We start from the raw sequence: 23,542 nt of genomic DNA on the forward strand, positions 1-23,542 counted from the left end.
GCACGTGGACGCTGCGACGCTCGGCGCCGTCGGGACCATCGTCGTCGGGCTCGCAGCGGCTACGGCCGCGCTGATCGGGCAGCGCACCAACGCGCGGGCCACCCACCAGGGCGCGGTCATGACCGGGTACGGCGGCCTGGTCAACGAGTTGCAGGAGGAGCGCGCGGACCTCCGGGCGAAGCTGGCCGCCGCATACGCCGAGCTGGCCTCGGAGCGCGCGGACCGGGCCGCACTCCAGGCGCAGATTGCCCGGCTGGAGACCGAGATCGCCGACCGCGACCGCCAGCTCGCCGACCTACGGAGGAACACCCTGTGACCCGCCATCGACCCCGCACCGAGGGGCTCCTTGCTCGCCGCTGGCGGTCGCTCGCCGTCGCCGCGGTCCTCGCCGTGCTGTCGGGCGCGGTCGTGCTGGTCTGGCTGCGGATCGACGCCGAGGCGCAGCGGACGCAGCGGGTCGCGGCGGAGGCGGACCGGCGCGGCGACGCCGTGTCGACGCTCGCCGGCGACGTCCGCACGCTGCGCGCGCAGATCACGGCCAGGGGCGGGACGCCGGCGGCACCGGACCCGGCGGAGGCGATCGAAGATCTACCCGATCGAGTCGAGGTCCCGGTGCCGATCCCCGGCCCGCCGGGGGCGCGCGGGGCGAAGGGAGAGGACGGGCCGCCGGGGATGCGCGGTCCGGAGGGAGAGGACGGCGTGGACGGGAGGACCGGTACGGCTGGGGAGGACGGCCGGGATGGTGCGCCCGGCCCTGCAGTCACCGGGCCGCCTGGCCGCGACGGCGCGGACGGCGAGGACGGAGCCCCCGGTGCTGTTGGCGAGCGGGGCGCGACGGGCGACCGCGGGGAGCCGGGCCCGGCTGGGCCCCCCGGCCCGGCTGGACCTCCCGGTGAGCCCGGTCCCCCCGGCCAGGCCTGCCCCGACGGGTACGCCCTTCAGCCGCCGCCGGGCGACCCGGACGCGCTGGTCTGCCGGCGCGACGGCGCGCCGCCCCCGCCGGAGGACCCGGCTGGTACGCCGGGCCCGCTCGCCGGGGGGCTCGATCCGGCGCGCCGCCAGTACCCCTGACCACGGCCCCACCGCCCTCGCGACGGTGGGGCCCTTCGTCATGCCCTGACCTGCGGGGTCATCACTTTGCGGATGCCCGTAAAGTGACAAGCATTTTCACCTTCGCGGCTCCGCGAAAGTGATCACCCCTCCGGGCGGTGGGGGCCCTTCGTCATGTCCGGCTGCTCGTGCGGAGCGGTGAACTCTCCCCCACGAGAAGGGCCTTGCCCCATACCCTGGCAGTGACGAGCTGGACAGAGAGGGGCAAGGCCATGCCATCCGATGCTACCCCGGACCCGTACACCGACCCTTTGCAATTCGGGCAGAGGATGCAGATCCTCCGGACCCGCCGAGGGATGAGCCGACCAGTCGCAGCCGGGCTGCTCGGCATGTCGCCCTCGTGGGTGAAGCAAATCGAGCGGGGCGAGATCGGCGTACCACGGCTGCCGGTCGTGCTCCGGATCGCCGAGCTACTACGGGTGCGAGACCTGTCGGACCTCACCGGGGACCAGGCCCCGGCCGTTGACCTCTTCATCGGGCCGGGGCACGCCCGGCTCCCCGCGGTACGGGACGCGGTCAACACCCTGGTGCTGGGCGGTGACCGGCCAGCACCGTCCGCCGCGCACCTGGCGGCCCGGCTGGCGGCGGCGTGGTCGGCGCGGCACCAGGCGGCGACCCACCGCGAGGTCCTCGGGGAGCTGCTGCCGGGCCTGATCCGGGATGCGCAGATGACGGTCAGGCAGGCGGAATCGAGCGCGGACCGGCGGGCGGCGCAGGCGCGCCTCGCCGAGGTGTACGCCCTCAGCCAGTTCTTCCTGGCGTACCAGCCGGACAGTGCGCTGCTGTGGCGGGTGGCCGAGCGGGGGATGGTCGCGGCACAGGAGGCGGAGGACCCGCACGCGATCGGCGTGGCCGCCTGGCTGTCCGCGCAGGCGCACCGCGACTCCGGGCGCGCCCACTTCGATGCGGCGGACGCCGTGGTCCGCGAGGCCCTGGCCTACCTGGGTCGGGTCCCGGACCCCGACGACCGCACTGTGGCCATCATCGGCGCCCTGCAGGTCGAGGCCGGGTACACGGCGGCGCGCTGGGGCGCGGCGGGCACCGCCTGGAGGTGGTGGGCCAAGGCCCGGAGGACGTCTCGCCGACTACCAGGAAGCTACTTCCACCCGGTGACCAGCTTCGGCCGGGCCATCATGGGCGCGCACGCCGTCACCATCGCGGTCGAGCTGCGCGCCGGCGGCGAGTCCGTGCGCCAGGCGGTCGCCGCGGATGTGCACGCGATCCCGTCCCGCCCGCGCCTGGCCCGGCACCGCATCGAGGAGGCCCGTGCGTACCAGCTCGACGGGCAGCCGGAGACCGCCCTCGCGACGCTGGAGCGGGCGCACCGGGCGGCACCGGACACGATCCGCTACAACGGGTACGCCCGCCGGATCGTGCTGGAGGAGACCGAGTCGCGGGTGCCGGCGCGGCGGCAGCGCGCGGCCGCGCTGGCGGAGGAACTGGGACTTCTGGCCGCGTAGCCGAACGGCCATGCGAGGGGCAGGATTCCTGCCCCTCGTTCCGCGGGCCCGCCCCTACGGTCGTCCGAACCACCGACGATCGAGGAGGCGGGCATGGCTACACGCCAGTTGCCTGACGTCACCACCCTGACCGAGCAGCAGCAGCGCGGTTGGAGCTGCGTCTGGTGCCGGGAGCCGCTCGGCATCGACCTGGGCACCGACCTGGGTGAGAAACGGGTGCGACCAGCCAGCGGTGCCGCGTACAGCGTGTTCCCCCGGCAGTGCGCGGACGCCGTAGCCTGCGCCCGGCGGGCCGGCTCATGACGATCAACCCCGTGGCGGGGTCCACCCGCGAGGACGTCACGTACCGGGCCTGGATAGGGCACACGGTCATATGCGCCGCCTGCCGCACCGGAGCGCCCTGCCGGGTCGCTGAGCACCTCGGACGCGTCTGGCGCGCTGCCTGCCGAGCGCTGCTGGCTCGCCCGGCGGAGGGCTCGCCACCCGGCCAGCCGCCGGTGTGACGCGTTCCCCCTCACTGGATGGACCGAGCAGCCCCTGCCTCTCGCACGGCAGGGGCTGCTTCGTGTTCTGGATCTTCAGGGGATCCCCTGAAGATCTGACGGACGGACGCTTCGTGTCCACCGTTGCCGTGCACGACGGGGTGCGAGACAATGGAATCTGCGCAGGTCAACCCGTATGCAGCTATAGGGATTGCGTGAGCGGTGCGTGAGCGGAGGTCCCGCAGGCTCCCAGAATTACCGGAGTCTGCCAGCGTCAAGGGCCAGTAACGCCCCTGCTGAGCAGGGTTTTCGGAGTCTGCCAGAGTGAGCCAGTCCTCAACCTGGCGACTCATAATCCGTCGGCCGTGGGTTCGAGTCCCACCCGCCCCACCGAGTGTCCCCAGGCAGAATCGTTCTGGCCTGGGGATACGTGCGTTGTGGGGGCGTTTGGCGTGTGGCGGTCGTCTCAGGGGGGTGTGGCGCACGCGGGCCCTGGGGCAAGGAGGATGAGAGCGCCGAGCCGTCCCGATCGTCGCCGACCGCGCCCGCCCCGGCGCCGGCTCCTGGGCCGCCGCCCGCTCGACGGCGCACTGCCACCGGCCGAACGGGCGGCGAACCGGGCACTCGCCCAGGCCCGGACTCCTGCCGAACGAGGCGTCGCCCGCCGGAAAGCCCGGCGGATTCTCCACCGGCGCCACCGCGGCCCGAGCCGCACGGCGGACATCGCCGCCAGGGCACCCGTACTGGAGAGGCGACGCCGAAAGGAGTCCACGGACCCAGTGCGGCGACGTCATCGCCGACGAGGATCCGCTGTCACCTCGTTCGCACCGGCGGGCGCTACCAGATCCTGATCTTCGTGATCTTGTGGATGGGCTCGCCGGGGACGTTGCCGAAATGCCACTTGTCCAGGGTCGCGCTGGTCGCCGACGCACCCAGCCTCGGCACGTACTCCAAGGTCACCTTGTTGTCTCCGGTCCAGATCCGGTCCACGCCGTAGATCGCCACGTTCTGCACGCCCGCGTTGGCGAAGCAGAGGGAGCCGCCTGCGTTGTGAAGGGACAGGAGACCCAGTCCGTTGCAGTCGGTGCGGTTGATGGCGGACGCCGACGAGGCAGGCAGCACGACGGCCATGGCCCCGGCCGCCGCGACTACCGCGAGGCGTGTGATGAAGCGCTTCACTGGTTGGTTGTTCCTTCCGTGGTGGTGTGGTGCCGCCGAGGGCCGCAGCGCGCGGCGGCATGGCGGGACGCGTGCACGTCCCATCAGCGCAACGGGGAAAAGGGTGCTCCCGTTCACCACGTGAGCGCCTTGCTTCGGGCGCGGTCGCCATCCCCCCAGCCGTTCGCGCGCCCGATGCGGGCAGGCGGGACCGGCCGCGGCGAACGCTGGGCGTCGTGCTCCTGCGGCGTGGGAGCGGCTGCGTCCGGGCGGGTCCCACACCCTGCTCGGCGGGACCGTCCTGCCGAACGACGCGGCTCCCCGCCGCTGCCCGCGGCCACGGGATTCCCGCAGTGCCGACACAGCGCAAGGCGCGCCCCGCGTGGTCATCTCACTCTTTCCCAGGGCCTGAGCAGCACCCGGCCCTACGGAACGGCAAGAAAGCGACAAGGTCTCGCCAAGGGCTTCCGGCGAGTGTGTGAGCCGTTCGGTCGCGTATGCGGCCGAGCACGCCACGGAACACTCGGACAGGATCGAGCGCCACGCATGAACGGGATCATGGAAACGCGGACCACTGCCTCCGCTCCCACTTGGTCGCATGACCGGAACCTCGTATCCGATGTCGACTGCGAGGCCTTCGTCAAAGACATCTACGACCAGTACGGTCCCCTGCTCGTCCGGTACGCGGCACGCCTGCTGGACGGTGACTGGCACAAGGCGGAGGACGTCTTCCAGGAGACCGCGGCCCGCGCCTGGAAACACGCCCGGTTCCTGGGCACCCGCCACGAGAGCCTTCGACCGTGGTTGTTCACCGTCGCGAGGAACCTCGTCATCGACCACCATCGGGCGCGCCAGGTGAGGCCGTTGGAGCACATGGCCGTCGTCGAGGAGCTGGACGCCTCAAGCGACAGCACGGCATCCGCGATCGAGTCCCATGCGGTGTCGCAGGCCCTGGCCGAGCTGAACGAGCAGCAGCGATCCGTCATCCGCCTCATGTACTACCTGGAATGCAGCGTCGCCCAAGCGGCCGAGCACCTCGGCATACCGGCCGGCACCGTCAAGAGCCGGGCCTTCTACGCCGTGCGGGCGTTGCGCAAAGCGTTGGAGAGGCAGGGAATCGTGGGGGTGTGACCACGGCGCGTCCCCGGTCGGCACGGTCGTCGATGGGGCCTGTGGTCCCGGCGCCGTCGAGGCCCTGGCGCACGCGCTCCCGGCGGTGCTCGGGAGACCGCGTGGGCGCCTGGTGGGGATCGGTCCGGTGGACGTCGTCACCTGGCGACAGGACGACGCCGGCGGCATTCCGGCCCCGGATGTCCGCACTCCGTTCGGCGCCCGGTGCGGGAAGGCTCCATGGTCCAGGACCGGCCTGTGCCCCGAACGCGAGCGCACACCTCGCCGAGATGGCGGAGGCACGGTTCGGCCACTCCGCCACTCCGCCACTCCGCCACTCGGCCGCCGATCGCCGGACGGCGCCGTGCGGCCTCCCGCGTCCGCCCACGGGCAGGTGAACCGGTTCCTTGTCCCGGCCGTTCACAGCAGAGGGGCACACGTCCGGTGATCATGGCGCGGGGCTCCGCGCCGGACGCTCAGCAGCCCCTTCCGGAAGAGGCCCGAACCCGCCGTCCCGGCGAGTGTGCCCGTGACGAGACGCATGAGGAGTGTCCGTGATCGACGCCAGGTCTCAGAGCGCAGGACCCTTACTCCTCGGAACGGGGAGCTTGTGCTTCCCGACCGCTCTCTCGGGCACGGTGGGTGCGGGGTCCTCGTCCATGTCGAGGGCGGTGAGCCGGTCACGGACCTGCTGAGCGCTGTGTGCCATCTCCCGCGCCTCGGCGTCCTCGAGGGCCTCGGCCCAGTCCGCACGTGCGCCTTCCCGGTCGCCCATGGAAAGCCGGGTGTCGCCGAGCCGCATCAGCGTGCCGATGGCGTTCCTGTGGTCTCCGAGTTCCCTGAACGCTTTCGAGGCCCGCTGGTACGTCGTCACCGAGTCCTCGTGACGGCCGAGCAGGCGAAGGTTGTGGCCCAGGATGTCCCACCCCTGGGCGAGCTGCCAGGGGGCGTCGAGATGGTGGAACAAGGCGATGCCCTCCTCGCTGTACAGAAGGCTCTTGTCGAGGTTCCCCAGGTTGGAGTGGAACCAGGCGAGTTCGAGGAGGCACTCCGCCAGCCACAACTCTTCGCCTGTCTCGCGGGAGAGTTCCAGTCCCCGCTCGGAGGCTGCCACGGCTTCCGCCGTCCGCCCGAACAGGAACAGCGCACAGGCCGTGACGTAGTGGGCTCGTGCCTGTTCACCGATGTCGTCGAGCTCTTCGAAGATCGCTGTCGCCTCGTGCAGATGGTGCAGGGCTTGCTCCTGATGGCCGAGGTAGCCGTGGATGCCGCCCAGGTGCCGCAGGCAGCGGCCCTCTTCGAGGCGGTCGTCGCGACGTCGGGCCACTTCGAGGGCGGGGGTCAGCGCGCTGATGGCCTCGGGCCAGAACTCCTGACGGTTGAGGTACTCCTTGAGCGACCAGGCGAGCCCGGTGGTGTGCTCGTCGAGCTTCTGACCGACGGCGGTGTGGAGCAGGCCGGTCAGGACGGCCTGCTCGGCGGTGAGCCACCGGGTCGCCTGCGTGACGGTGGCGAGTTCTTCCGGCCTGACACCCGAGCGGGGTGCACCGAGTTCGAGCTCGTGCGATATGTCCTGCTTGAGGAACCGGTTGGCCTCGCAGGCGGTGAACATGTAGTGGTCCAGGACCCGGAGGGTGGCCTGATGGCGCTCCTGGCCGGTGTCGTGGGTGTGAGCGAGCTCGGTGGCGTAGCCGCGCAGGAGGTCGTGCAGGCTGTAGCGACCGGGCAGCGGTTGTTCCACGAGGCAGGAGCTGAGCAGCTCGGCGAGGGCACGGCGGGTCCGGGACAGGGGGAGGCCGGCGAGGCTGGCCGCGGCGGGGGCGGTGATGTGGGGGCCGGGATGCAGCGCCAGCAGGCGGAAGAGCCGGGCGGCGTGCTCGTCCAGTGACTGGTAGGACCAGGAGAAGACGGTGCGTACGTCGGCGGTGGTGTCGGAGCCGGTGAACGCTTCGAGTCCGCCGTGGGTGTGTCGGAGGTCGTCGACCACGGCGTGCAGGGGGAGCGAGGGGTCGAGTTCCGCGCGGGCCGCGACCACGGCCATGGCCAGGGGAAGCCGCCCGCACAGACGGATGATGTCGGCTGCGGCGGTGGGCTCGGCGGCGAGCCGTTCGGCTCCCAGACGTCGTTCGAGGGCCTCGTGCGCCTCGGTAGGGGAGGGCAGCGCGAGCCGGAGGGGCTTGGCCCCGTCGAGGGTGATCAGGCCCGGAAGCTGGTTGCGACTGGTGATCAGGGTGAGGCAGCCCACTCCTGCGGGCAGCAGAGGGCGCACCTGTTGCTCGTCGCGGGCGTTGTCCAGGACGAGGAGGATCTGCCGGTCGGCGAGGAGGCTGCGGAAGAGTGTGCTGCGGTCGGCGGTGTCCTCGGGGATGCGCTGGGCGGGAACGCCCAGGGCGGTGAGGAAGCCGTGCAGGGCGGTGCCGGGTTCGACGGCGGGTGCGTGCGGGTGGAATCCGCGCAGGTTGACGAAGAGCTGCCCGTCGGGGAACGAGGGGGCGACGCGGTGGGCGTGGTGCACGGCGAACGTCGTCTTGCCGACACCGGGTGTACCGCTGATGACCACGGCGGGGGAGGTGGCGGGCCCGGAGCGGCCCGGTGCACCGCTGACGGCGGACAGCCACGCACCTTCGGCCGCCCGTCCCGCGAAGACCGGCAGGCTACGCGGTAGCTGAGCCGGACGAGCCGAGGGCAGTAGGGGGGACGCCGTTCCCCCGCTGTCCGCGACCGCCGCACCACGTGCGCCGTACTCGGCTTCCGCGTCGTCGGACCGGTCTGCGGCCGACGCGGTCGGTGGGGTCGGTGGGGTCGCCTCGCCTCCGTCCGGCGCCCCGGTCGCGATGGTCCCGCTCAGGTGGCGGCCGCCCTGGGGCGCCGTGTCGTCCGTCCGGTCGTCCGGGAGCAGGGACGGCAGGTCATGGTGGAGGATGCCCTGGTGCAGGGCGCGCAGTGCCGGACCCGGTTCGAGACCGAGCTCGTCGGCCAGGCGCCGGCGCACGTCGGCATAGCGCTGCAGGGCTTCGGGGTGCCGTCCGGCCAGGTACAGGGCTCGCAGCAGCAGGGCCCAGCCGGTCTCCCGCAGGGGGTGCTGGGCGGTCATCTCCTGCGCCGCGTGGAGGGCCTCGGTGATCCGGCCCCGCAGCAGGAGGCCGGTGGCTCGGACTTCGCGGGTGGTCTGCCGGAGCTCTTCCAGGCGTGCTGTCTCCTGGGCCGCGAACAGGTGGTGCGCGGCGTCGGCGAACGCCGCGCCACGCCACATGGCCAGGGCCTCATCGGCCTCGTCCACGGCCCGATCGGGCCTGCCTTGGTCCATGAACCGGTGTGCTTGGGCGACGCAGCGCTCGAAGCGCACGGTGTCACGGTTCTCGGGCGCCACCCGCAGGGCATAGCCCAGGGGTTCGGTGACCAGCGTCTCGAAGGCTCCATGCCGGCGAAGACGCTGGGGTTCCAGGACCGCGCGTATCTTGCTGATATGGGCGTGCAGGGAACCCAGCGCCGCGCCCGGTGCCCGCCCCGGCTGCCGCGGCCACAGTTCCTCGCACAGCGTCTGCGGCGAGACCGCCCGGCCGTCGGCGAGCAGCAGGCGAATCAGCAGCAGTCGCTGCCTGCGACGACCCGGATCCAGTACAGCCCCCGCCCGCCGCACCTCCAGCGGGCCCAGCAGCCCGAAGTCAAGGCCTTGCCCCACAGCTCTCACCGTACCCAGCCGAATCTCGCTTCACGGTGTCACTCCTGGTCACGCCTGACCAGGGCCCGGCACCTGGACGACGTGGTCGCGCGGTGATCGAAAGGGGCCTCGACCCACCGGGCGCCCGCAGGAACCACGGCGCGGCGGCTCCGGGCCAGGAGTGACGAGGACTCCGTCGTCCGTTTTCCGCATATCGGACAGGACATTAGCAGGGCCTCATCCGGCGGCGGACCTCGTCGGCTGCGCGGTGTGCTCCCACCCCGCAGACCGGGCTCCGCGGTGGCCGGGTCCGACGGTTCGCGACCGGTACGCCGGCACGCGTGCGCCCCTGGGGCGGCACGGAGGAGTGAGAAGGCGTGCGCCCCGCGTTCCGTACCCGGACCTCGCGGGAGCGGCATGTGCACAGATGTCGTGACCTGCCGCGATACGTGAACCGCTGCGACGTTCGGCCCGTTGAGTGAGCGAACGGTTGTCGTCCGGAGTGGAGAAGAACATGGTCGTCGAGGGAACGAGCACTGCCCGGTTCGCACCGGTGCGAGCGGCGCTGGCAGCGCATCTCGAAGCCGGCGAGGAGTTGGGAGCGTCGATCGCCGTCGACGTGGACGGGGTCATGGAAGTCGATCTGTGGGGTGGCCACGCGGACCAAGCGCGGACCGTGCCGTGGCACCGGGACACCTTGGTGAGCATGTGGTCGACCACGAAGACCCTCACCAATCTCGCGGCCCTCCTCCTCGTCGACCGGGGCGCACTGGATCTGCACCGCCCCGTGGCGCACTACTGGCCCGAGTTCGCCGCCCGGGGGAAGGAGCGCATCGAGGTGCGGCACATCCTGTCCCACACCTCGGGACTTTCCGGGTGGGAGCAGCCCTTCTCCATGGAAGACCTGTACGACCGGCCCACCGCGAGCGCCCGGCTGGCAGCGCAGGCCCCGTGGTGGGAGCCGGGCTCCGCCGCGGGCTACCACGTGCAGACCCAAGGGCAACTGGTGGGAGAGCTTGTCCGGCGGGTCAGCGGCCGTACGCTGACGGAGTTCGTCGACACCGAGATCGCCAAGCCGACGCACGCCGACGTCCAGATCGGTGCGCGTCAGGCCGACTGGCCGCGCATCGCCGATCTGGTGGCCCCCTCGCAGCTTTCCGGGATACCCGCCGGCCTCGATCCCGAAGGGATCTTCACCAGGACGTTGCTCGGTAGCCCCGCCCGTGACGAGCACGTTGACACCCGGCAGTGGCGCTCCGCGGAACTCGGGGCCGTCAACGGCCACGGCAACGCACGAGGCATGGCCCGCGCCCTCTCCGCCATCTCGCGACGTGGCCAGGTGAACGGCGTCCGGCTTCTCTCCGCGGACACGGTGGACAAGGTGTTCGACGTCCAGGCCGACGGAGTCGACCTGTTCCTGGGCGTCCCCGTCCGCTGGGGCATCGGTTACGCGCTCGCCGACCCGAGGACGATGCCGCACATGCCCACCGGCAGAATCTGCTTCTGGGTCGGCCGGGGCGGTTCGATCGTCATGATGGACCTCGACCGGGGCGTCACGTTCTCGTACACGATGAACCGGATCGGCGACGGGATCCTCGGCTCCGAACGCACCCACGACTACATCAAGCACGTCTACGAAGTCCTGCAATCCACCGACTGAGGTGCACCCGGTCCCTCGCTCGGCAGGAGACTCCGTGGGCGGAGCTGCCGACCGGTGGGTCAGGCTGCCGTCGGCAGCGGCTTCACGGTGCCGACGGTGCTTCCGAGACGGCCGCCGATCTCCGCATCGGCCGACCCGGAGGCCGCCGGAGGCGGGACGCCGCGTTCACGGCTGATCAGGATGCCCGGAGCGCGGGGGACGTCGCCGGCCTCGGGGCCCGGCGCGCGGTCCGGACGCGTGGCGACCGGCCCGATCATGTCGGGAAGCCGGTGTCCGCGATGCCCCGCACAGCTCACCCGCTGTCCGCGAACGAGCGGCCACGTTTGGGGTGAACCGCTCCGGCCGTCCGGCCGTCGTACGAGACGAAGGGCGCTCCACCCCCGGTGACCGGGCGAGAGCAGTGCCTCAGGACCGATCGAGCCGCAGGCCCGCGGCCGTACTCCCCGTGCCGCTGCCGAGGCCGGCCGACAGCAGGCCGATCCGCGCTGATCACATAGCGTGGGCGAACGTACGCACACGGCGAAATCGGCCACCGGCGAGGTGACTCGGGACCCTGTCCCGGACGCACCGGCCGGAATCACCCGCACCATCAACCAATCAAGAGGATTTCGCGTATGCGCATCAATCGCCTGGCCCGTCCTGACCGCAGATCCGTGCTGCTCGGTGTCACCACGGCCGTAGGACTGTCCGTCGCCGCAGTCGCCCCGTCCGGTACAGCCGGCGCGACGCCCCACCACGCGGCACGTCCGACGATCGTGCTGGAACACGGAGCGTTCGCCGACGCCGCGAGCTGGGACGGTGTCGTCGCCCGGCTTCAGCGCGCCGGCTATCCCGTGGTGTCCGCCGCCAACCCCCTGCGCGGTCCGGCGACCGACGCCGCCTACCTGCGCAGCGTCCTCGACCACGTCGACGGGCCCGTGGTCCTGGTCGGCCACTCCTACGGCGGCACCGTCATCAGCCAGGCCGCCGCGGGCCTCGAGGGCAAGGTGAAGGCTCTGGTCTACATCGCGGCGTTCCTGCCGGACGCCGGCGAGAGCTCGATCGGACTGACGGACAAGTTCCCCGGCAGCACCCTCGGCGAGGCCGTCGAGTCCGTCGACTACTCCCTGCCCGACGGCGGCCGAGGCGCGGACGTGTACATCAAGCCCGAGAAGTTCCGCGACCAGTTCGCCGCGGACGTACCGGCGGACAAGTCCAGGCTCATGGCTGCCGGCCAGCGTCCGATCGCCGCGAGCGCTCTGGAGGAGAAGTCCACCGAGGCCGCGTGGAAGACGATCCCCTCCTGGTCGCTGATCACCACGGAGGACCGCAACATCCCCGTGGCCGCCCAGCGCTTCATGTCGGCCCGCGCCAAGGCCCGCACGACGACCGTCGACGCGTCGCACGCGGTATCCGTATCCCGCCCCGAAGCCGTCACCCGCATCGTCGAGCAGGCGGCCCGCACGGTCCGATGACCGGCGGCCCCGCCCTGTCGCCCGACGCACCTCACCGCACCCGCACAGCCGTGCCCGATCGTGCACCGCACCATCAGGCGCATTCACACCGGAAGGCAGAAATCACCATGGCGTTCATCACCGTCGACCAGGAGAACTCCACCAGCGTCGAGCTGTACTACGAGGACCACGGCACCGGGCAGCCGGTCGTGCTGATCCACGGCTACCCGCTCGACGGCCATTCCTGGGAGAAGCAGTCCGCCGCACTCCTGTCGGCCGGCTACCGAGTGATCACGTACGACCGGCGCGGTTTCGGCCGCTCCAGCCAGCCCACCACCGGCTACGACTACGACACCTTCGCCGCCGACCTGAACGTAGTCCTGGAGACCCTCGACCTCAACGACGCCGTTCTGGTGGGCTTCTCCATGGGCACCGGCGAGGTCGGCCGTTACCTGGGCGCCTATGGCTCCGACCGGATCGCCAAGGCCGCCTTCCTCGCCTCCCTCGAACCCTTCCTCCTCAAGACCGACGACAACCCCGGCGGCGTCGACGGCACCGTCTTCGAAGACATCGAAGGCGCCGTCACCGCCGACCGCTACGCCTACTTCACCGAGTTCTACGAGGACTTCTACAACCTCGACGAGAACCTCGGCACCCGCATCAGCGAGGAAGCCGTCCGCAACAGTTGGAACGTCGCCGCCGGGGCCTCCTCGTACGCCTCCCTGGCCTGCGTGGCGACCTGGTCCACCGACTTCCGTGCCGACCTGCCCAAGATCGACGTGCCGACGCTCATCCTGCACGGCACCGCCGACCGCATCCTGCCCATCGAGGCCACCGGGCACCGTTTCCACCAGGCACTCCCGCAGGCCGACTACGTCGTCATCGACGGCGCCCCCCACGGCCTGTTGTGGACCCACGCCCAGGAAGTCACCGACGCCCTCCTCGCGTTCCTCGCCAAGTGACCGGCGGCCGACGGCCCCTCCTGCCGTGAGGCGGCACGCGGGAGGCCAGGCTCCGGGCGCGAGGCGGAGCCGTGCCCCCACTGCCGCACGGCAGGCCCGTGAGGCGCGCGAAACACGCCGTCGAGCCGACGACTTCGGTCCGCGCGCCGCACGGCGGAAGCACGACCGGGCGGCGGTGCCGTTCGCCCGGCCTTCCGACACGGGACGCCCGCCGACACGGTTGGGCGGGCGTCCCGCCGTGACGGCACAGGCCGCGTGCGGGGTGTCGCAGCGGTCACCGCACAGAACAGCAGGTAGCTGAGGGGGGAGCAGGAGGATGGGCCCGACATGTGCACCACCCGATGGGGGACCTCGACGTGGCGCGGGCTGCGGGGCCCCTGCCGCGTTCCACGTGGCACGGGCACGGTACTGGACCTCGCAGCCGCAGCACGTCCGAGGATGGCAGCATGTTGTCGATCAGTGATTTCAGCGAGATGTGTGACCTGCCGCCGCAGACACTTCGGTACTACCACGCCGAAGGGCTGCTCGTTCCGGCCGATGTCGACGAGCGGACCGGCTGCCTCTCCTACAGGTTCGAGCAGGTCGAACGGGCCATGCTGATCACTGTCCTGCGGGACGCGGGTATGAGCGCGGCCCTCGTCCGCCGCGCCGTCGAGCAACCCGACGAGGCGCCGGCCCTCCTGGGGCAGCACCTGACGGAGGCGGGACGGCAGGGCCGGGACCAGGACGAGGCAGTCAGAGACGCACAGGCATTGCTCGCATCGCCTCCGGAGGCTGTCATGCGTCACGTGGACGCGATGACCGTGGCGTCGAAACCGGTGACCTGCCTGCCCGCCGGGCGCAGGCGTCACGACTGGAATGCGGCCCACGCCGCGCTCACGGATGCCGTGCAGGAAGTGGTGGGGACCGTGGAGTTGTGCGGAGCCGTGGTCGTCGGGACGCCCTGGGGGACCCTGGCCGCCCGACCCCCTGGGCAGCAGAGCCGGTCCCTCGTCGGCGAGGGACCGGCTTGGCTGGTCCAGGTCCCTGTCGCGGCGGACGAGAAGGTGCTGGCGTCTCTGCCTGTCGACGTCGAGGTGGAAACGTTCGGACCTCGGGACGAGCTGTCGGTCTTCATGCCGGGCAAGGGCTCGACGGCCAAGTACAGCAGCGCGCTGTCGCGCCTCCTCACGCACCCCTTGGACGCCGCCTACGTCGACACGTCTCGGTTGCGTCATCTGCTGCACACCAACGGGACCGAAACCGCAGCGGCCCTATGTGCGTTTCGCGAGCCCAGCGTTGACGCATGACCTCAGACGGCCGCCCCGCCGTCACTGTCCCGGTGTGGGCTGCCCAACCTGCCCGCACACCGGGTTCCTCACCCTGTACGTCAACCCGGGGGCTGCTGGACCGAGGACTCCCTCGCGCGGGTGCGCGAGCACACCACTGTGTCCGACGACCCCGGAGCCCGTCCCCTGCTCGTGCCGTCCTGCGCCACAGTGACCGACCGCCCTTCTGGCGCCCCGCCGTCGACGTCCTCCGCCTCGGCGGGGAGGGCCGTGCCGTACGCACCTCCCGGCACCGGCACCGGCACCGGCACCGGCAGCGAGGTGGCGTGCGACACGTGGACGGCGCCGGCACCCGACTCGCCGTGATCACCCTGGGCGGGCGCTGAGCCCTCGCATCGCTGGATGACACACGCGTCACCGTCCCGCCCCGCCCGTCGGCGCCGTCGACACCGCTGGCGGCGGCGCCCCCTTCACCGCGGACCCCCGCCGCCGCCTCGGCGCGCCCGGCAGGCTCCGTGCCGGGTGCGGCCCCACCTCGGGGTGGACGAACCGGCACGCCGCTGCGACACCGCCTGCCCCCGGCCGCTGCACGAGGGATGAAGGCGGCCGACCCTGAGTGATGTCCCTCGTTCTCCCCGCTGAACCTGCCCGCAAGCTCTCCGCGGCACCTGACGGCCGAGGGGACCAGCTCCGGAGCCAGCCATGCACGTAGCTGCGGAGCAAGGCGGAGTCTTGCTGCCTTGCTGGGAGCCAGGCCCCCGGTCAGGTTGTACGTTCGCGGGCCTCGGGGTTCGAGGTGAGGAAGGAGAGACGCGGCCGCTCTCCTTTTCCTCGGTGGGCCCGAGGAGATACTTGCGATGCGGTACCAGGCGTGGACGTCCATCGACGACGAATCGTTCGTGCCGATGCGGGGGAAGTGGCAGAGGGCCCTCAACGGGCGCCGGCGCACCGGCGCACCGGCGGCTATTGCTCCGGTTACCGCAGAGGCCATCTACAGATTGGCGGGTCGGGAGCATGTCGGTGGGGAGAGGGCGATGCGCCGCTGTGTCCCTGGCATTGGGGTTGGTCGTCGTTGCGGGCGGGTGTTCCACGGCCGGCACGGCGGCGGTGGACACGGCCGGGCTGCCGGGTGTCTGGACCGGGGGCGGTGGCGGCCGGGTCGAGTTCCAGGCCGACGGTCGGTTCAGCATGAAGGGGATCCCCGCCAAATCCGTCGCCTTCACTTGGAGCGAGCCGCGGAACGGTGCGACCAGGGTCTCGGGTTCGGGCACCTGGTGGCCGCCGGACGTCCACGAGGACAGCCTGCAGCTGATGTTCGACGCCGGCGGCTCGTTCCCGACCGACGAGGAGATCGCCGTTCTCATGGTCGCCGAGGAGGGTCCGCCGCAGGTGCTCTTCTTCAGTACGAACGTCGACAAGCCGTACGGCTACGAGATCAGGAAGACCTCATAGCCCTCCGGATGCCTTGACGGGTTCTTTTGGCCTTAGGCCCTGGGGCCCTGGCAGCCCGGTTCGGGGACGATGCGGCCCGGCGTGATGTGCCGGCGAGGTGCGGGTCCTGGCGGGCGTTGCGCACAGCAGTGTCCCAGTCAGAATCGTTCTGGCCTGGGGACACGTGCGTTGTGGGGGATCGGTGCGTGGCCTTTTTGCCGCCATCAGGACCGCTTGCTGGCCATGGCTCGGCCGAGAGGCGGGGCCATGGCCCCGCACTGCCCCTGCGGCCGCCGCGCACCCGGTACGGGGCAGTGGACGACACATCCGAGGCGTCGAGCACGCGGCAGCCGGACGCCTCGGGGCACCGTCAACGACCAGGGTTGGAGTCGGTCGGCTGAATGGCGTCGAGGGGAGTGCGCGGGGGTCGTCACCCGCTGGTTCCCCACCCGATGCGGTGGCCGCCGGAGCGCGCGGTGAGGGACTGGGCGCTTGGTCGGGAAAGAGGGAGCCGCCGTAGCCCCCCGCGAGTCAGGAGGAATAATGTCGAGGCCACGAAGAAATCCAACTAAATGAAAACGGCTACATCGTCAGCCAACTCCGCAGGTCACGAAGTGTCGACCCCGCAGGCGCGGGGATGGTCCGACTTCCGGGCTGGTCGATGCGGACGCCGAGTCGTCGACCCCGCAGGCGCGGGGATGGTCCGCTCGCCGTGCTGGCCGACCTGCCCGAGTTTTACCGTGACGTCGCGTGTGAGGGTGCCGCCGCGTCGAGGGGCCCCGCGACGTGCCTCACGTGGCGTACGGGGGATGGGCAGGGTCGGAGTGCCCGACGTCTTCCGGGTCGGTCGTGATCTCCTCGGCCAAGGCGATCGCGTCCGCGTCGGGCGTTCGGTCGCGTCGGCCCGGTCCGTGTGTGCCGTACAGCACGCGGTCCGCCAGCCGTGCTCGGGCCTCGGCGGGTGTTCTTCGGCCCCAGGTGGAGGAGTCGCTGTTGCAGAAGAGGTGGGTGAGGGCGACGTTGTCCAGGGTGTCCGTGCCGCCCGCCGCGATCTCGACCAGGTGGTGGACGCTCGGGGAGCACGGGTGCGGGGGGCGGAACGCGCGGTTCACCGCACCGCGGCAGATGGCGCAGCGCCAACCGTCGCGGTCACCAATTTGCGCCGGGGTGTAGCTGTCGCGCGGGCCGTTCTCACGCAGGCGTCGGGCGCGGCGGCGGTTCTGCCGCCGTTTGACGGCGCGGTGGCGTTCCGCTTTCCGTTCCTCCTCCGTGAGGCCTGACCAGCGGTCCCGGTCGAGCACGTCGAAGACCCAGTGGCCGGGGCCTCCTCCGCTGACCTCGATGACGGGACGACGCCTTTGGGGGGTCCTCTCGTCCTTCGGCGCGGGCCTGGGGCGTTGCTCGTTCATGCTTCCCCTTCGTCGTGCGGTCCGTGCGGACAGACACCACAGGTGCCTAACCCGTCAAGCTGAGGGGCTCGAACCGCTGTGTAACCTGGCGGTTCGTTCGATCTGGTGAGGGGCTGAGGGTGGACGTCGAAGGACGGCACGCTGGGATCCAGCTTCCTGAAGGGTCCTGGTGGGACTGGGACGTGGTCGCCTGGACTGCCGGGCAACTCCGGCTTGCTGCTGGATATGATCTGGCTTACCACCATGGTCTGGAGCTGGTATTTGACGATCCTGTCTACGTCAGCTGCCCGTCGAACTTCCACGATCCGACGTTCCGTGCCCCCTCGCCTGACGAGTTGCTGAAGGTTTCCCGTCAGGTCCGCGGAGAAGTGCCCGTCGTGGTCGCCTTTGAGGCAGACGCTGGCGGGCAGGAGCCGGTCGCGTGCCTCATCGCCGCTGAGCGACTAGTGCTCTGACCGGAAACGATCACCGGGGTGTCCTGCGATGATCGGTGAATGAGTGAGCGTGAGTGGCAGGCGTTGACCAAGTCCGAGGAAGCGTTCATGGTCAATTCGTATGAGATCGACATCCTGGCTGGTGTCTGGGGCGACCTTGACGATGCCGATCAGTCCCGGCCTGTGAACGAGGTGGCAGGGATCTTGCTCACTCTCATCGATCGTGGATGGATCGAGGTTCGTCGAGTCGCCCCTTGGACGTCGCCGTCAGGGGAGAAGGGCTTCCAGCCTGGGGAGCTAGTGCCTCGCGGTCAGCTTCCGGCGGTCCTCGCGGATGCGGCCAACTGGGAGTACCCGGATGACGGCAACTGGATCGGTGCGGTGACCCTCGTGGAGACCGAAGCGGGCAAGAAGATCACCCGTCGTTCTCCCGAGGAGATGGCCGGGTAGACCGCCGTGGCGGGCCCGTCAGACCGCTGCCGCCTGTGGTCGGCCGCCCCACCGGATTCCCCTCTCACTGCGCACACGTGCGCGTTCGCGCCGTTGGGCGGCCAGGACGTCGGGGTGGCGGGCGTTCTGGTCGCGCCAGCGCAGGTATCGCTGCAGCGCCCGTGTCTGCACGGTGTGGTTGGGGTGGTGGGAGTTGGCCAGGGTGAACTGTCGTAGTGGCCCGAAGTGCGCCTCGATCGGGTTCGCCCAGGACGCGTTGGTCGGCGTGAAGCACAGCTTGACCTGGTTCTTCCGAGCCCATCGGCGGATCTTGTTGCCCTTGTGAGCGGACAGGTTGTCCAGGATCACGTAGATCGGGGCGCCGTCCGGTCGGGCGGCCCGGATCGATTGCAGCGCGGCCAGCGACGGGGCGGTGCCTTTGTGGCGGCGGTTGACACCCCAGAGGGTGTCGTCGCCGACCGAGTAGCAGCCGTGGAAGTAGGTGACCCCGTGGGTGCGATGGAAGGTCGCCGGCAACCGGTCCGGCTTGCCCTCCTTCGCCCAGCAGGACCCGGCGGTGGGGCGGATGCCGAGCGGACCGAACTCGTCGAAGGCGAAGGTGCGGTCAGGGCGCTCGGTCAGCGCGTACTCGATCCGGTCCAGCTTGGCGTCGAAGTCCGGATCGGTGGACTCCTTCCACGTCTTGGTCCGCTGGAACGAGACGCCGCGGCGTGCGAGCAGGCAGCGCAGGGCCTCGCGGCCGATGTGTATCGGCCGTGCGATGTTGCGCCGCAGATGGTCGGCGAGCTTGCGGACCGACCAGCGGGTGAAGGGCTTGCCGAGTTTGGTGGGGCGGGTGGTGGCCGTCTGGACGACAAACTCCTCGTCGTCATCCGTGAGCAGGCGGGGACGGCCTCCCGCCCACCGAGGGTCCAGGCAGGCCAGCCCGATCTCGTTGAAGCGGTGGATCACATCACGGACAGTGTCCTCGTCCGCCTGCACCAGATTCGCGATCACCGGCACGGTGTTCCCGCCCGCCGAGGCCAGCACCATCATCGCCCGCCGGAAGCGCACCGTGCTGGTGCTGCCCCGCCGCACGATCCGCAGCAGTATCTGTCCCTCCTGCTCGGCCAGCCTGCGAACCCTGACTGGCTTGGCCACCGCGCCTCCTCGGACCGATCGAACGTGTCGTCACATCCAACCGGCACAAGACCAGTCAGCTCCACCCCGGTGATCGTTTCCGGTCAGAGCACTAGAGATCGTCCAAGAGACGGTCTTGAGGTACTGGCGCGAGGACGCGGCAGCCGGCCAGCGTTTTGCTCCTTGGGTGCGACCTCCCCAGTAGAGGCGCCCGCCTATGCCGCCGCCGTGCTCGTCCCCTCCGAGAAGGGTGGGAAGGCAATCGACTCCTCGAAGCGCTGGCTCCGCTGGAGGCGGTGATAAAGCTGTCCGAGCAGACGATTGAAGAGGTTCCGCTGAGCAGATGCGTGCCAGTCGCCGTGCCTGTCGCGACGTCGGCGGTAGTGGAATTCGGCGCCGGGCGAGGCGTTGGGGGCAGAGAAGGCCCAGAGGTAGCCGACGTGGTTGAGCCGATCGTTTTCATCCACCGTCGGGTGACGCTCGACTTCGGCCTCGGTCTATGCGGGAGCTCGGCGGCTCGGGCGTATTGAGAGGTCGCCGTGGGGTGGGCTCGTCCCACCAACACCAACGAGTGGTCAAGGTTGGAGTGTTGACGCTCGACGACGCTGGGCAGCACCGATCTATCTCAAGGCGTTCAAGCCTGGTCATGATCAGGCATCCGTCCAGCGCCGACGAGTACCAACATCCGCTGTGGCGGTGGCCAAACGAGGTGTCGGGACGCGCCCCGTCTGTCCGAGGGCCTCACGGGCCCTCCGAACCGTATGCATCCACCCGGCACCCCGCAGGGCCACCACCACTCGAACGGCCTTGCCGGACTACTCGTCATGCCGGACCGCTCTTGACTCCGGATCAGGCCGACGGGAAGTCCTCGGCTGTGCCCCGGCCCGCCCCCGGCCGGTGCCGCGGGTCGTCTACGCGCTCTGGCTCTCCGGGGCGCGGGTCCCGGTCAGGTGCGGTTTGAAGCCCAAGGCGGAGAAGCCGTACGCGAGTTGCTGGCACCAGGCGCGCTCCGTCCACAACTCCTCGGGGACCTGGGCCGACAGGCGGTGCGGGGAGTCCTCGTAAGGCACCGTGACCGTGAACGAGGGGGCCGGAGCGGACGGGGTGTGGATCACGGCGAACTCCCAGAGCGCGGCGCCCGGCACGTCCGGCACGTCCGGTGCGGCGGCACGGTGCCGCAGTACGTACGTCGGTTGCGGCAGCAGCACCAGGGACTGCGCCCGAAGGGCGAACTGTCCGTGCTCCACGACGCGCCACGGAGGCTCGGGGCGCGTGTGATGGAGGTCGGAGAACAGTGCCTCGCGCAACCGCGAGTACTCGGCGGCGGTACCGGCCAGGCGCCGCGTGTCCTCCGCGAGGTCTCTCCTGGTGTCGCAGCTGGCCAGCAGCGAGCCCAGGCGGTCGAACCGCTGCCGGACCCACGGGCGGAGGAAAGGGTCGAGTGCGGGGAGGGGGTAGGCGTCCTCGGCCGTTTCGGCGACGAGGAGGGCGCCATGGCGGAGAGCCTGATACCGGTCGTTGAGATCCATGCGCGTCCTTCCCCTGGCGTTCTTCGAGCACGATATCCACCGTGCCTCCCCGAGGGGCCGGTTCCGGGGGACTGCCCGGCGGAGAGGCGCGCGGACGCGCGCGGGGAGTCAGTCCCGCTGGGCCGCAGCTCTGCGCCCGCCGCGTCACGGCCTCCGTACGCCTGCCGGGCACCGGGACTCCGGAGCAGGCGGCGTCGTCGTCCTGCGGTCGGGTGCCGTCCTTGATCCGTCCCGCGGTCGGACGTCACCCCTGATCCGTCCCGCGGTCGGGCGTCACCCCTGATCCGTCCCGTGGTCGGGTGCCGTCCCTGATCCGTCCCGCAGGCGGGCGCCATCCCTGATCCACCCTGCGGGCGGGCGTCACCCCTGATCCGCCCCGCAGGCGGCGTCACGTCCCGAGCGGGACGTCCGAGGCCCCCTCCACGGCGGCGGCCCTGCGGTGACTCGGTTGTCCTCCCCCCTCAGGCACGGCCGACCGGCGGGCCGCCGCCACCGCGACGGGGGGCGGAGGCGGGCAGACCTCGCGCTCGGGGGCGCGGGCGGAGTCGTCGAGCCCGGCCCGGCCGCGCGGGTCCCGGCCCGTGGGACCGGCCCGGCCCCGTGGTACTGGCCCAGCCCCATGGGACCCGGCCCCGTGGGATCGACCCGGCCCCGGGGGTCCGCGCCCCGTGGGTCCGGACCCCGTGGGACCGACCGGACCCCGTGGGACCGGCCCAGCCCCGTGGGACCGACCCAGCCCCATGGGACCGGGCCCCGTGCCAGCAGCGCGTAGACCGCCGGACCCCGCCCCGGTCCCGGCGCGTAGACCGCCGGACCCCGCCCCGTGCCAGCAGCCCGTGGACCGCAGGGCCCCGTCCCGGCCCCGGCGCGTAGAGGACGCGTCAAGAGCGGCGTCGCGCCCGTCAGGGAGACGTCAACGACGACGGAAAGTGGCTGAAAGGGCTGTTTCCTCATCTCGTCAGAGAATCCGTTTTTCCTTCTTCCGGGAGTTCACGATGGCCGATGCGGCCTTCGTCGCCACCATGGTCGCGGTCTTCGCGCTGGTGGCGTTCGTCGCCAAGGGGGTGGCGAAACTGTGAGTGCCGAGAACGTGGTCGGTCTGCTCGTCGCCGCCGCCCTGCTGGGATACCTCGTCCTCGCGCTGGTCAAGCCGGAGAGGTTCTGAGCCGGCCATGAGTCCTGTGCTGGCTGGAATCCTCCAGCTTCTGGCGCTGGTCGCCGCGCTCGGTCTGGCGTACCGACCGCTCGGCGACCACATGGCGCGCGTCTACTCCTCCGAGAGGCACTACCGGCCCGAGAAGTGGATCTACAAGGCGATCGGCGCGAACCCCGACGCCGGGATGCGCTGGCCCGCGTACCTGCGCGGGGTCCTCGCCTTCTCCGCGACGGGCGTGCTGTTCCTTTACGCCCTGCAGCGGCTCCAGGGCGTACTGCCCGGCTCGCTCGGCTTCGCGTCGATCGACCCGGACCAGGCCTTCAACACGGCCGCGTCCTTCGTGGCCAACACGAACTGGCAGTCGTACTACGGCGAGCAGGCCATGGGCCACGTCGTCCAGACCGGCGGCCTCGCGGTGCAGAACTTCGTCTCCGCGGCCGTGGGCATGGCGGTCGCGGTGGCGCTGGTGCGCGGTTTCGCCCGCTCCCGCGGCGGCGAACTGGGCAACTTCTGGGCCGACCTCGTACGGGGCGTGGTGCGCGTCCTGCTGCCGATCTCCGTCGTGGGCGCGCTGGTGCTCGTCGCGTGCGGCGCCCTGCAGAACTTCGCCGGCATCCACGAGGTCGGGCAGTTCGCGGGCGGCTCGCAGCAGTGGAACGGCGGGGCGGTCGCCTCGCAGGAGGTCATCAAGGAGCTGGGCACCAACGGGGGCGGCTACTTCAACGCCAACTCCGCCCACCCCTTCGAGAACCCCGACGGGCTCTCGAACCTCTTCGAGGTCTTCCTGATCCTGCTGATCCCCTTCGCGTTGACGCGGACCTTCGGCCGGATGGTCGGCTCGCTGAGGCAGGGGTACGCGATCCTCGGCGCGATGGCCGTGATCTGGCTCGGGTTCACGGCGCTGATGCTGTGGACCGAGTTCGCGGGCCGGGGGCCGGCGTTCGAGCTGGCCGGCGGGGCGATGGAGGGCAAGGAGACCCGCTTCGGCATCGCCGGCTCGGCGATCTTCTCCGTCGCCACCACGCTGACGTCGACCGGAGCGGTGAACTCCTTCCACTCGTCCAACACCGGCTTCGGCGGCGGCATCAACCTGCTGGGGATGCAGCTCGGCGAGATCGCTCCGGGCGGCGTCGGCTCCGGCCTGTACGGAATGCTGGTCATGGCGGTCATCGCCGTGTTCATCGCCGGCCTGATGGTCGGGCGCACCCCGGAGTACCTGGGCAAGAAGATCGGCACCCGCGAGATCACGTTCGCCGCCTGCTACATCCTCGTCACCCCGGCCCTGGTGCTGTGCTTCACGGCGGCCTCGTTCGCCCTGGACACCCCGGCGAACTCGCTGACGCACTCCGGTGCGCACGGCTTCTCCGAGATCCTGTACGCCTACACCTCCGCCGCGAACAACAACGGTTCCGCGTTCGCCGGGCTGAACGCCGACACGCAGTGGTTCAACTCGACGCTCGGCGTCGTGATGCTCCTGGGGCGCTTCCTGCCGATGGTGTTCGTGCTCGCGCTGGCCGGCTCGCTGGCCGGACAGAAGCCCGTTCCCGAGACCGCGGGGACGCTGCGGACCGGGAAGCCGCTGTTCACCGGATTGCTCGTCGGCACGATCATGATCGTCGCCGGTCTCACCTACTTCCCGGCCCTCGCGCTGGGACCGCTCGCCGAAGGGCTCGCGGCATGACCACCGACGTGAAGAAGAACGAGGACACG

Annotated in this window: 21 protein-coding genes; 15 read left to right on the plus strand and 6 right to left on the minus strand. The window is 70.9% G+C overall.

Annotated features, from left to right (window positions below; all coding sequences use genetic code 11):
- Positions 1-4: 4 nt before the first annotated feature.
- The 4 genes from ACZ6EJ_RS05025 (at position 5) to ACZ6EJ_RS05040 (ending at position 2,873) form a co-directional block, all read left to right on the plus strand.
- Positions 5-316 (plus strand): hypothetical protein, encoded by a 312-nt coding sequence (locus tag ACZ6EJ_RS05025; protein ID WP_469264707.1) that lies wholly within the window; start codon positions 5-7, stop codon positions 314-316.
- On the plus strand, positions 313-1,071 hold the full coding sequence (locus ACZ6EJ_RS05030; RefSeq protein ID WP_469264709.1) for a collagen-like domain-containing protein: 759 nt from the start codon (positions 313-315) through the stop codon (positions 1,069-1,071). The genes ACZ6EJ_RS05025 and ACZ6EJ_RS05030 overlap by 4 nt, the downstream gene beginning before the upstream one ends.
- 251 nt (positions 1,072-1,322) lie before the next feature.
- Positions 1,323-2,570 (plus strand): helix-turn-helix domain-containing protein, encoded by a 1,248-nt coding sequence (locus ACZ6EJ_RS05035; protein ID WP_469264710.1) that lies wholly within the window; start codon positions 1,323-1,325, stop codon positions 2,568-2,570.
- A 93-nt stretch (positions 2,571-2,663) separates the two neighbouring features.
- A complete protein-coding gene (locus ACZ6EJ_RS05040) occupies positions 2,664-2,873 on the plus strand; it encodes a hypothetical protein (RefSeq protein WP_469264712.1) in 210 nt (69 codons plus the stop codon).
- 1,016 nt (positions 2,874-3,889) lie between these two features.
- Here ACZ6EJ_RS05040 and ACZ6EJ_RS05045 read toward each other — a convergent pair.
- A complete protein-coding gene (locus tag ACZ6EJ_RS05045) occupies positions 3,890-4,231 on the minus strand; it encodes a beta/gamma crystallin domain-containing protein (protein WP_469264713.1) in 342 nt (113 codons plus the stop codon).
- A gap of 525 nt (positions 4,232-4,756) precedes the next feature.
- Here ACZ6EJ_RS05045 and ACZ6EJ_RS05050 point away from each other — a divergent pair.
- The gene (locus ACZ6EJ_RS05050; RefSeq protein ID WP_469264715.1) at positions 4,757-5,341 is read left to right on the plus strand and encodes a sigma-70 family RNA polymerase sigma factor; all 585 of its coding nucleotides are present in this window, start codon (positions 4,757-4,759) and stop codon (positions 5,339-5,341) included.
- A 550-nt stretch (positions 5,342-5,891) separates the two neighbouring features.
- Here ACZ6EJ_RS05050 and ACZ6EJ_RS05055 read toward each other — a convergent pair.
- Positions 5,892-9,002 (minus strand): AfsR/SARP family transcriptional regulator, encoded by a 3,111-nt coding sequence (locus ACZ6EJ_RS05055; protein ID WP_469264717.1) that lies wholly within the window; start codon positions 9,000-9,002, stop codon positions 5,892-5,894.
- Positions 9,003-9,459: 457 nt separating this feature from the next.
- On the opposite strand from ACZ6EJ_RS05055, the gene ACZ6EJ_RS05060 reads away from it, so the two are divergent.
- Positions 9,460-10,641 carry a serine hydrolase domain-containing protein gene (locus ACZ6EJ_RS05060; protein WP_469264718.1) on the plus strand — a complete coding sequence of 394 codons (1,182 nt, stop codon included), beginning with the start codon at positions 9,460-9,462 and terminating at the stop codon, positions 10,639-10,641.
- A 59-nt stretch (positions 10,642-10,700) separates the two neighbouring features.
- Here ACZ6EJ_RS05060 and ACZ6EJ_RS05065 read toward each other — a convergent pair whose 3' ends face one another.
- A complete protein-coding gene (locus tag ACZ6EJ_RS05065; RefSeq protein WP_469264720.1) occupies positions 10,701-10,898 on the minus strand; it encodes a hypothetical protein in 198 nt (65 codons plus the stop codon).
- Positions 10,899-11,255: 357 nt separating this feature from the next.
- On the opposite strand from ACZ6EJ_RS05065, the gene ACZ6EJ_RS05070 reads away from it, so the two are divergent.
- From ACZ6EJ_RS05070 to ACZ6EJ_RS05085, 4 genes are all read left to right on the plus strand, one after another.
- Positions 11,256-12,095, plus strand: a complete 840-nt coding sequence (locus tag ACZ6EJ_RS05070) for an alpha/beta fold hydrolase (RefSeq protein ID WP_469264721.1) — start codon at positions 11,256-11,258, stop codon at positions 12,093-12,095.
- Between the two features lie 107 nt (positions 12,096-12,202).
- Positions 12,203-13,036, plus strand: a complete 834-nt coding sequence (locus ACZ6EJ_RS05075) for an alpha/beta fold hydrolase (protein ID WP_469264723.1) — start codon at positions 12,203-12,205, stop codon at positions 13,034-13,036.
- A 446-nt stretch (positions 13,037-13,482) separates the two neighbouring features.
- Entirely contained in the window at positions 13,483-14,325 is an 843-nt protein-coding gene (locus ACZ6EJ_RS05080) for a MerR family transcriptional regulator (RefSeq protein WP_469264725.1), read from the plus strand.
- A 1,167-nt stretch (positions 14,326-15,492) separates the two neighbouring features.
- Positions 15,493-15,756, plus strand: a complete 264-nt coding sequence (locus tag ACZ6EJ_RS05085) for a hypothetical protein (RefSeq protein ID WP_469264726.1) — start codon at positions 15,493-15,495, stop codon at positions 15,754-15,756.
- A 770-nt stretch (positions 15,757-16,526) separates the two neighbouring features.
- On the opposite strand, the gene ACZ6EJ_RS05090 is transcribed toward ACZ6EJ_RS05085, so the two are convergent.
- Entirely contained in the window at positions 16,527-17,144 is a 618-nt protein-coding gene (locus ACZ6EJ_RS05090) for an HNH endonuclease (protein ID WP_469264727.1), read from the minus strand.
- A gap of 119 nt (positions 17,145-17,263) precedes the next feature.
- On the opposite strand from ACZ6EJ_RS05090, the gene ACZ6EJ_RS05095 reads away from it, so the two are divergent.
- Entirely contained in the window at positions 17,264-17,599 is a 336-nt protein-coding gene (locus ACZ6EJ_RS05095) for a hypothetical protein (RefSeq protein ID WP_469264729.1), read from the plus strand.
- Between the two features lie 39 nt (positions 17,600-17,638).
- Positions 17,639-18,028 (plus strand): hypothetical protein, encoded by a 390-nt coding sequence (locus ACZ6EJ_RS05100; RefSeq protein WP_145798147.1) that lies wholly within the window; start codon positions 17,639-17,641, stop codon positions 18,026-18,028.
- Between the two features lie 18 nt (positions 18,029-18,046).
- On the opposite strand, the gene ACZ6EJ_RS05105 is transcribed toward ACZ6EJ_RS05100, so the two are convergent.
- Together ACZ6EJ_RS05105 and ACZ6EJ_RS05110 are read right to left on the minus strand one after the other, a co-directional pair.
- The gene (locus ACZ6EJ_RS05105) at positions 18,047-19,168 is read right to left on the minus strand and encodes an IS630 family transposase (RefSeq protein ID WP_469264730.1); all 1,122 of its coding nucleotides are present in this window, start codon (positions 19,166-19,168) and stop codon (positions 18,047-18,049) included.
- Between the two features lie 890 nt (positions 19,169-20,058).
- The gene (locus ACZ6EJ_RS05110; RefSeq protein WP_469264732.1) at positions 20,059-20,676 is read right to left on the minus strand and encodes a hypothetical protein; all 618 of its coding nucleotides are present in this window, start codon (positions 20,674-20,676) and stop codon (positions 20,059-20,061) included.
- A 929-nt stretch (positions 20,677-21,605) separates the two neighbouring features.
- Between ACZ6EJ_RS05110 and ACZ6EJ_RS05115 the strand changes: the two genes are divergently transcribed.
- Genes ACZ6EJ_RS05115 through kdpA form a run of 3 tightly spaced genes read left to right on the plus strand, consistent with a single transcriptional unit; the run spans position 21,606 to position 23,513 of the window.
- On the plus strand, positions 21,606-21,755 hold the full coding sequence (locus tag ACZ6EJ_RS05115) for a hypothetical protein (protein WP_469264733.1): 150 nt from the start codon (positions 21,606-21,608) through the stop codon (positions 21,753-21,755).
- A complete protein-coding gene (gene kdpF / locus ACZ6EJ_RS05120) occupies positions 21,752-21,841 on the plus strand; it encodes a K(+)-transporting ATPase subunit F (RefSeq protein ID WP_123452475.1) in 90 nt (29 codons plus the stop codon). The genes ACZ6EJ_RS05115 and kdpF overlap by 4 nt, the downstream gene beginning before the upstream one ends.
- Before the next feature lie 7 nt (positions 21,842-21,848).
- Positions 21,849-23,513: a potassium-transporting ATPase subunit KdpA gene (gene kdpA, locus ACZ6EJ_RS05125; protein WP_469264734.1), complete on the plus strand. Its 1,665-nt coding sequence runs from the start codon at positions 21,849-21,851 to the stop codon at positions 23,511-23,513.
- Positions 23,514-23,542: the final 29 nt, after the last annotated feature.

The organism is Streptomyces sp. NPDC041970 (assembly GCF_055588985.1).

Bases quoted from the DNA above. Each gene is read 5' to 3' on its own strand.
- ACZ6EJ_RS05035 (WP_469264710.1), top strand. From the start codon at position 1,323: ATGCCATCCGATGCTACCCCGGACCCGTACACCGACCCTTTGCAATTC.
- ACZ6EJ_RS05040 (WP_469264712.1), top strand. From the start codon at position 2,664: ATGGCTACACGCCAGTTGCCTGACGTCACCACCCTGACCGAGCAGCAG.
- ACZ6EJ_RS05050 (WP_469264715.1), top strand. From the start codon at position 4,757: ATGAACGGGATCATGGAAACGCGGACCACTGCCTCCGCTCCCACTTGG.
- ACZ6EJ_RS05065 (WP_469264720.1), bottom strand. From the start codon at position 10,898: ATGATCGGGCCGGTCGCCACGCGTCCGGACCGCGCGCCGGGCCCCGAG.
- ACZ6EJ_RS05070 (WP_469264721.1), top strand. From the start codon at position 11,256: ATGCGCATCAATCGCCTGGCCCGTCCTGACCGCAGATCCGTGCTGCTC.
- ACZ6EJ_RS05075 (WP_469264723.1), top strand. From the start codon at position 12,203: ATGGCGTTCATCACCGTCGACCAGGAGAACTCCACCAGCGTCGAGCTG.
- ACZ6EJ_RS05080 (WP_469264725.1), top strand. From the start codon at position 13,483: ATGTTGTCGATCAGTGATTTCAGCGAGATGTGTGACCTGCCGCCGCAG.
- ACZ6EJ_RS05085 (WP_469264726.1), top strand. From the start codon at position 15,493: ATGAAGGGGATCCCCGCCAAATCCGTCGCCTTCACTTGGAGCGAGCCG.
- ACZ6EJ_RS05090 (WP_469264727.1), bottom strand. From the start codon at position 17,144: ATGAACGAGCAACGCCCCAGGCCCGCGCCGAAGGACGAGAGGACCCCC.
- ACZ6EJ_RS05100 (WP_145798147.1), top strand. From the start codon at position 17,639: ATGAGTGAGCGTGAGTGGCAGGCGTTGACCAAGTCCGAGGAAGCGTTC.
- ACZ6EJ_RS05110 (WP_469264732.1), bottom strand. From the start codon at position 20,676: ATGGATCTCAACGACCGGTATCAGGCTCTCCGCCATGGCGCCCTCCTC.
- kdpA (WP_469264734.1), top strand. From the start codon at position 21,849: ATGAGTCCTGTGCTGGCTGGAATCCTCCAGCTTCTGGCGCTGGTCGCC.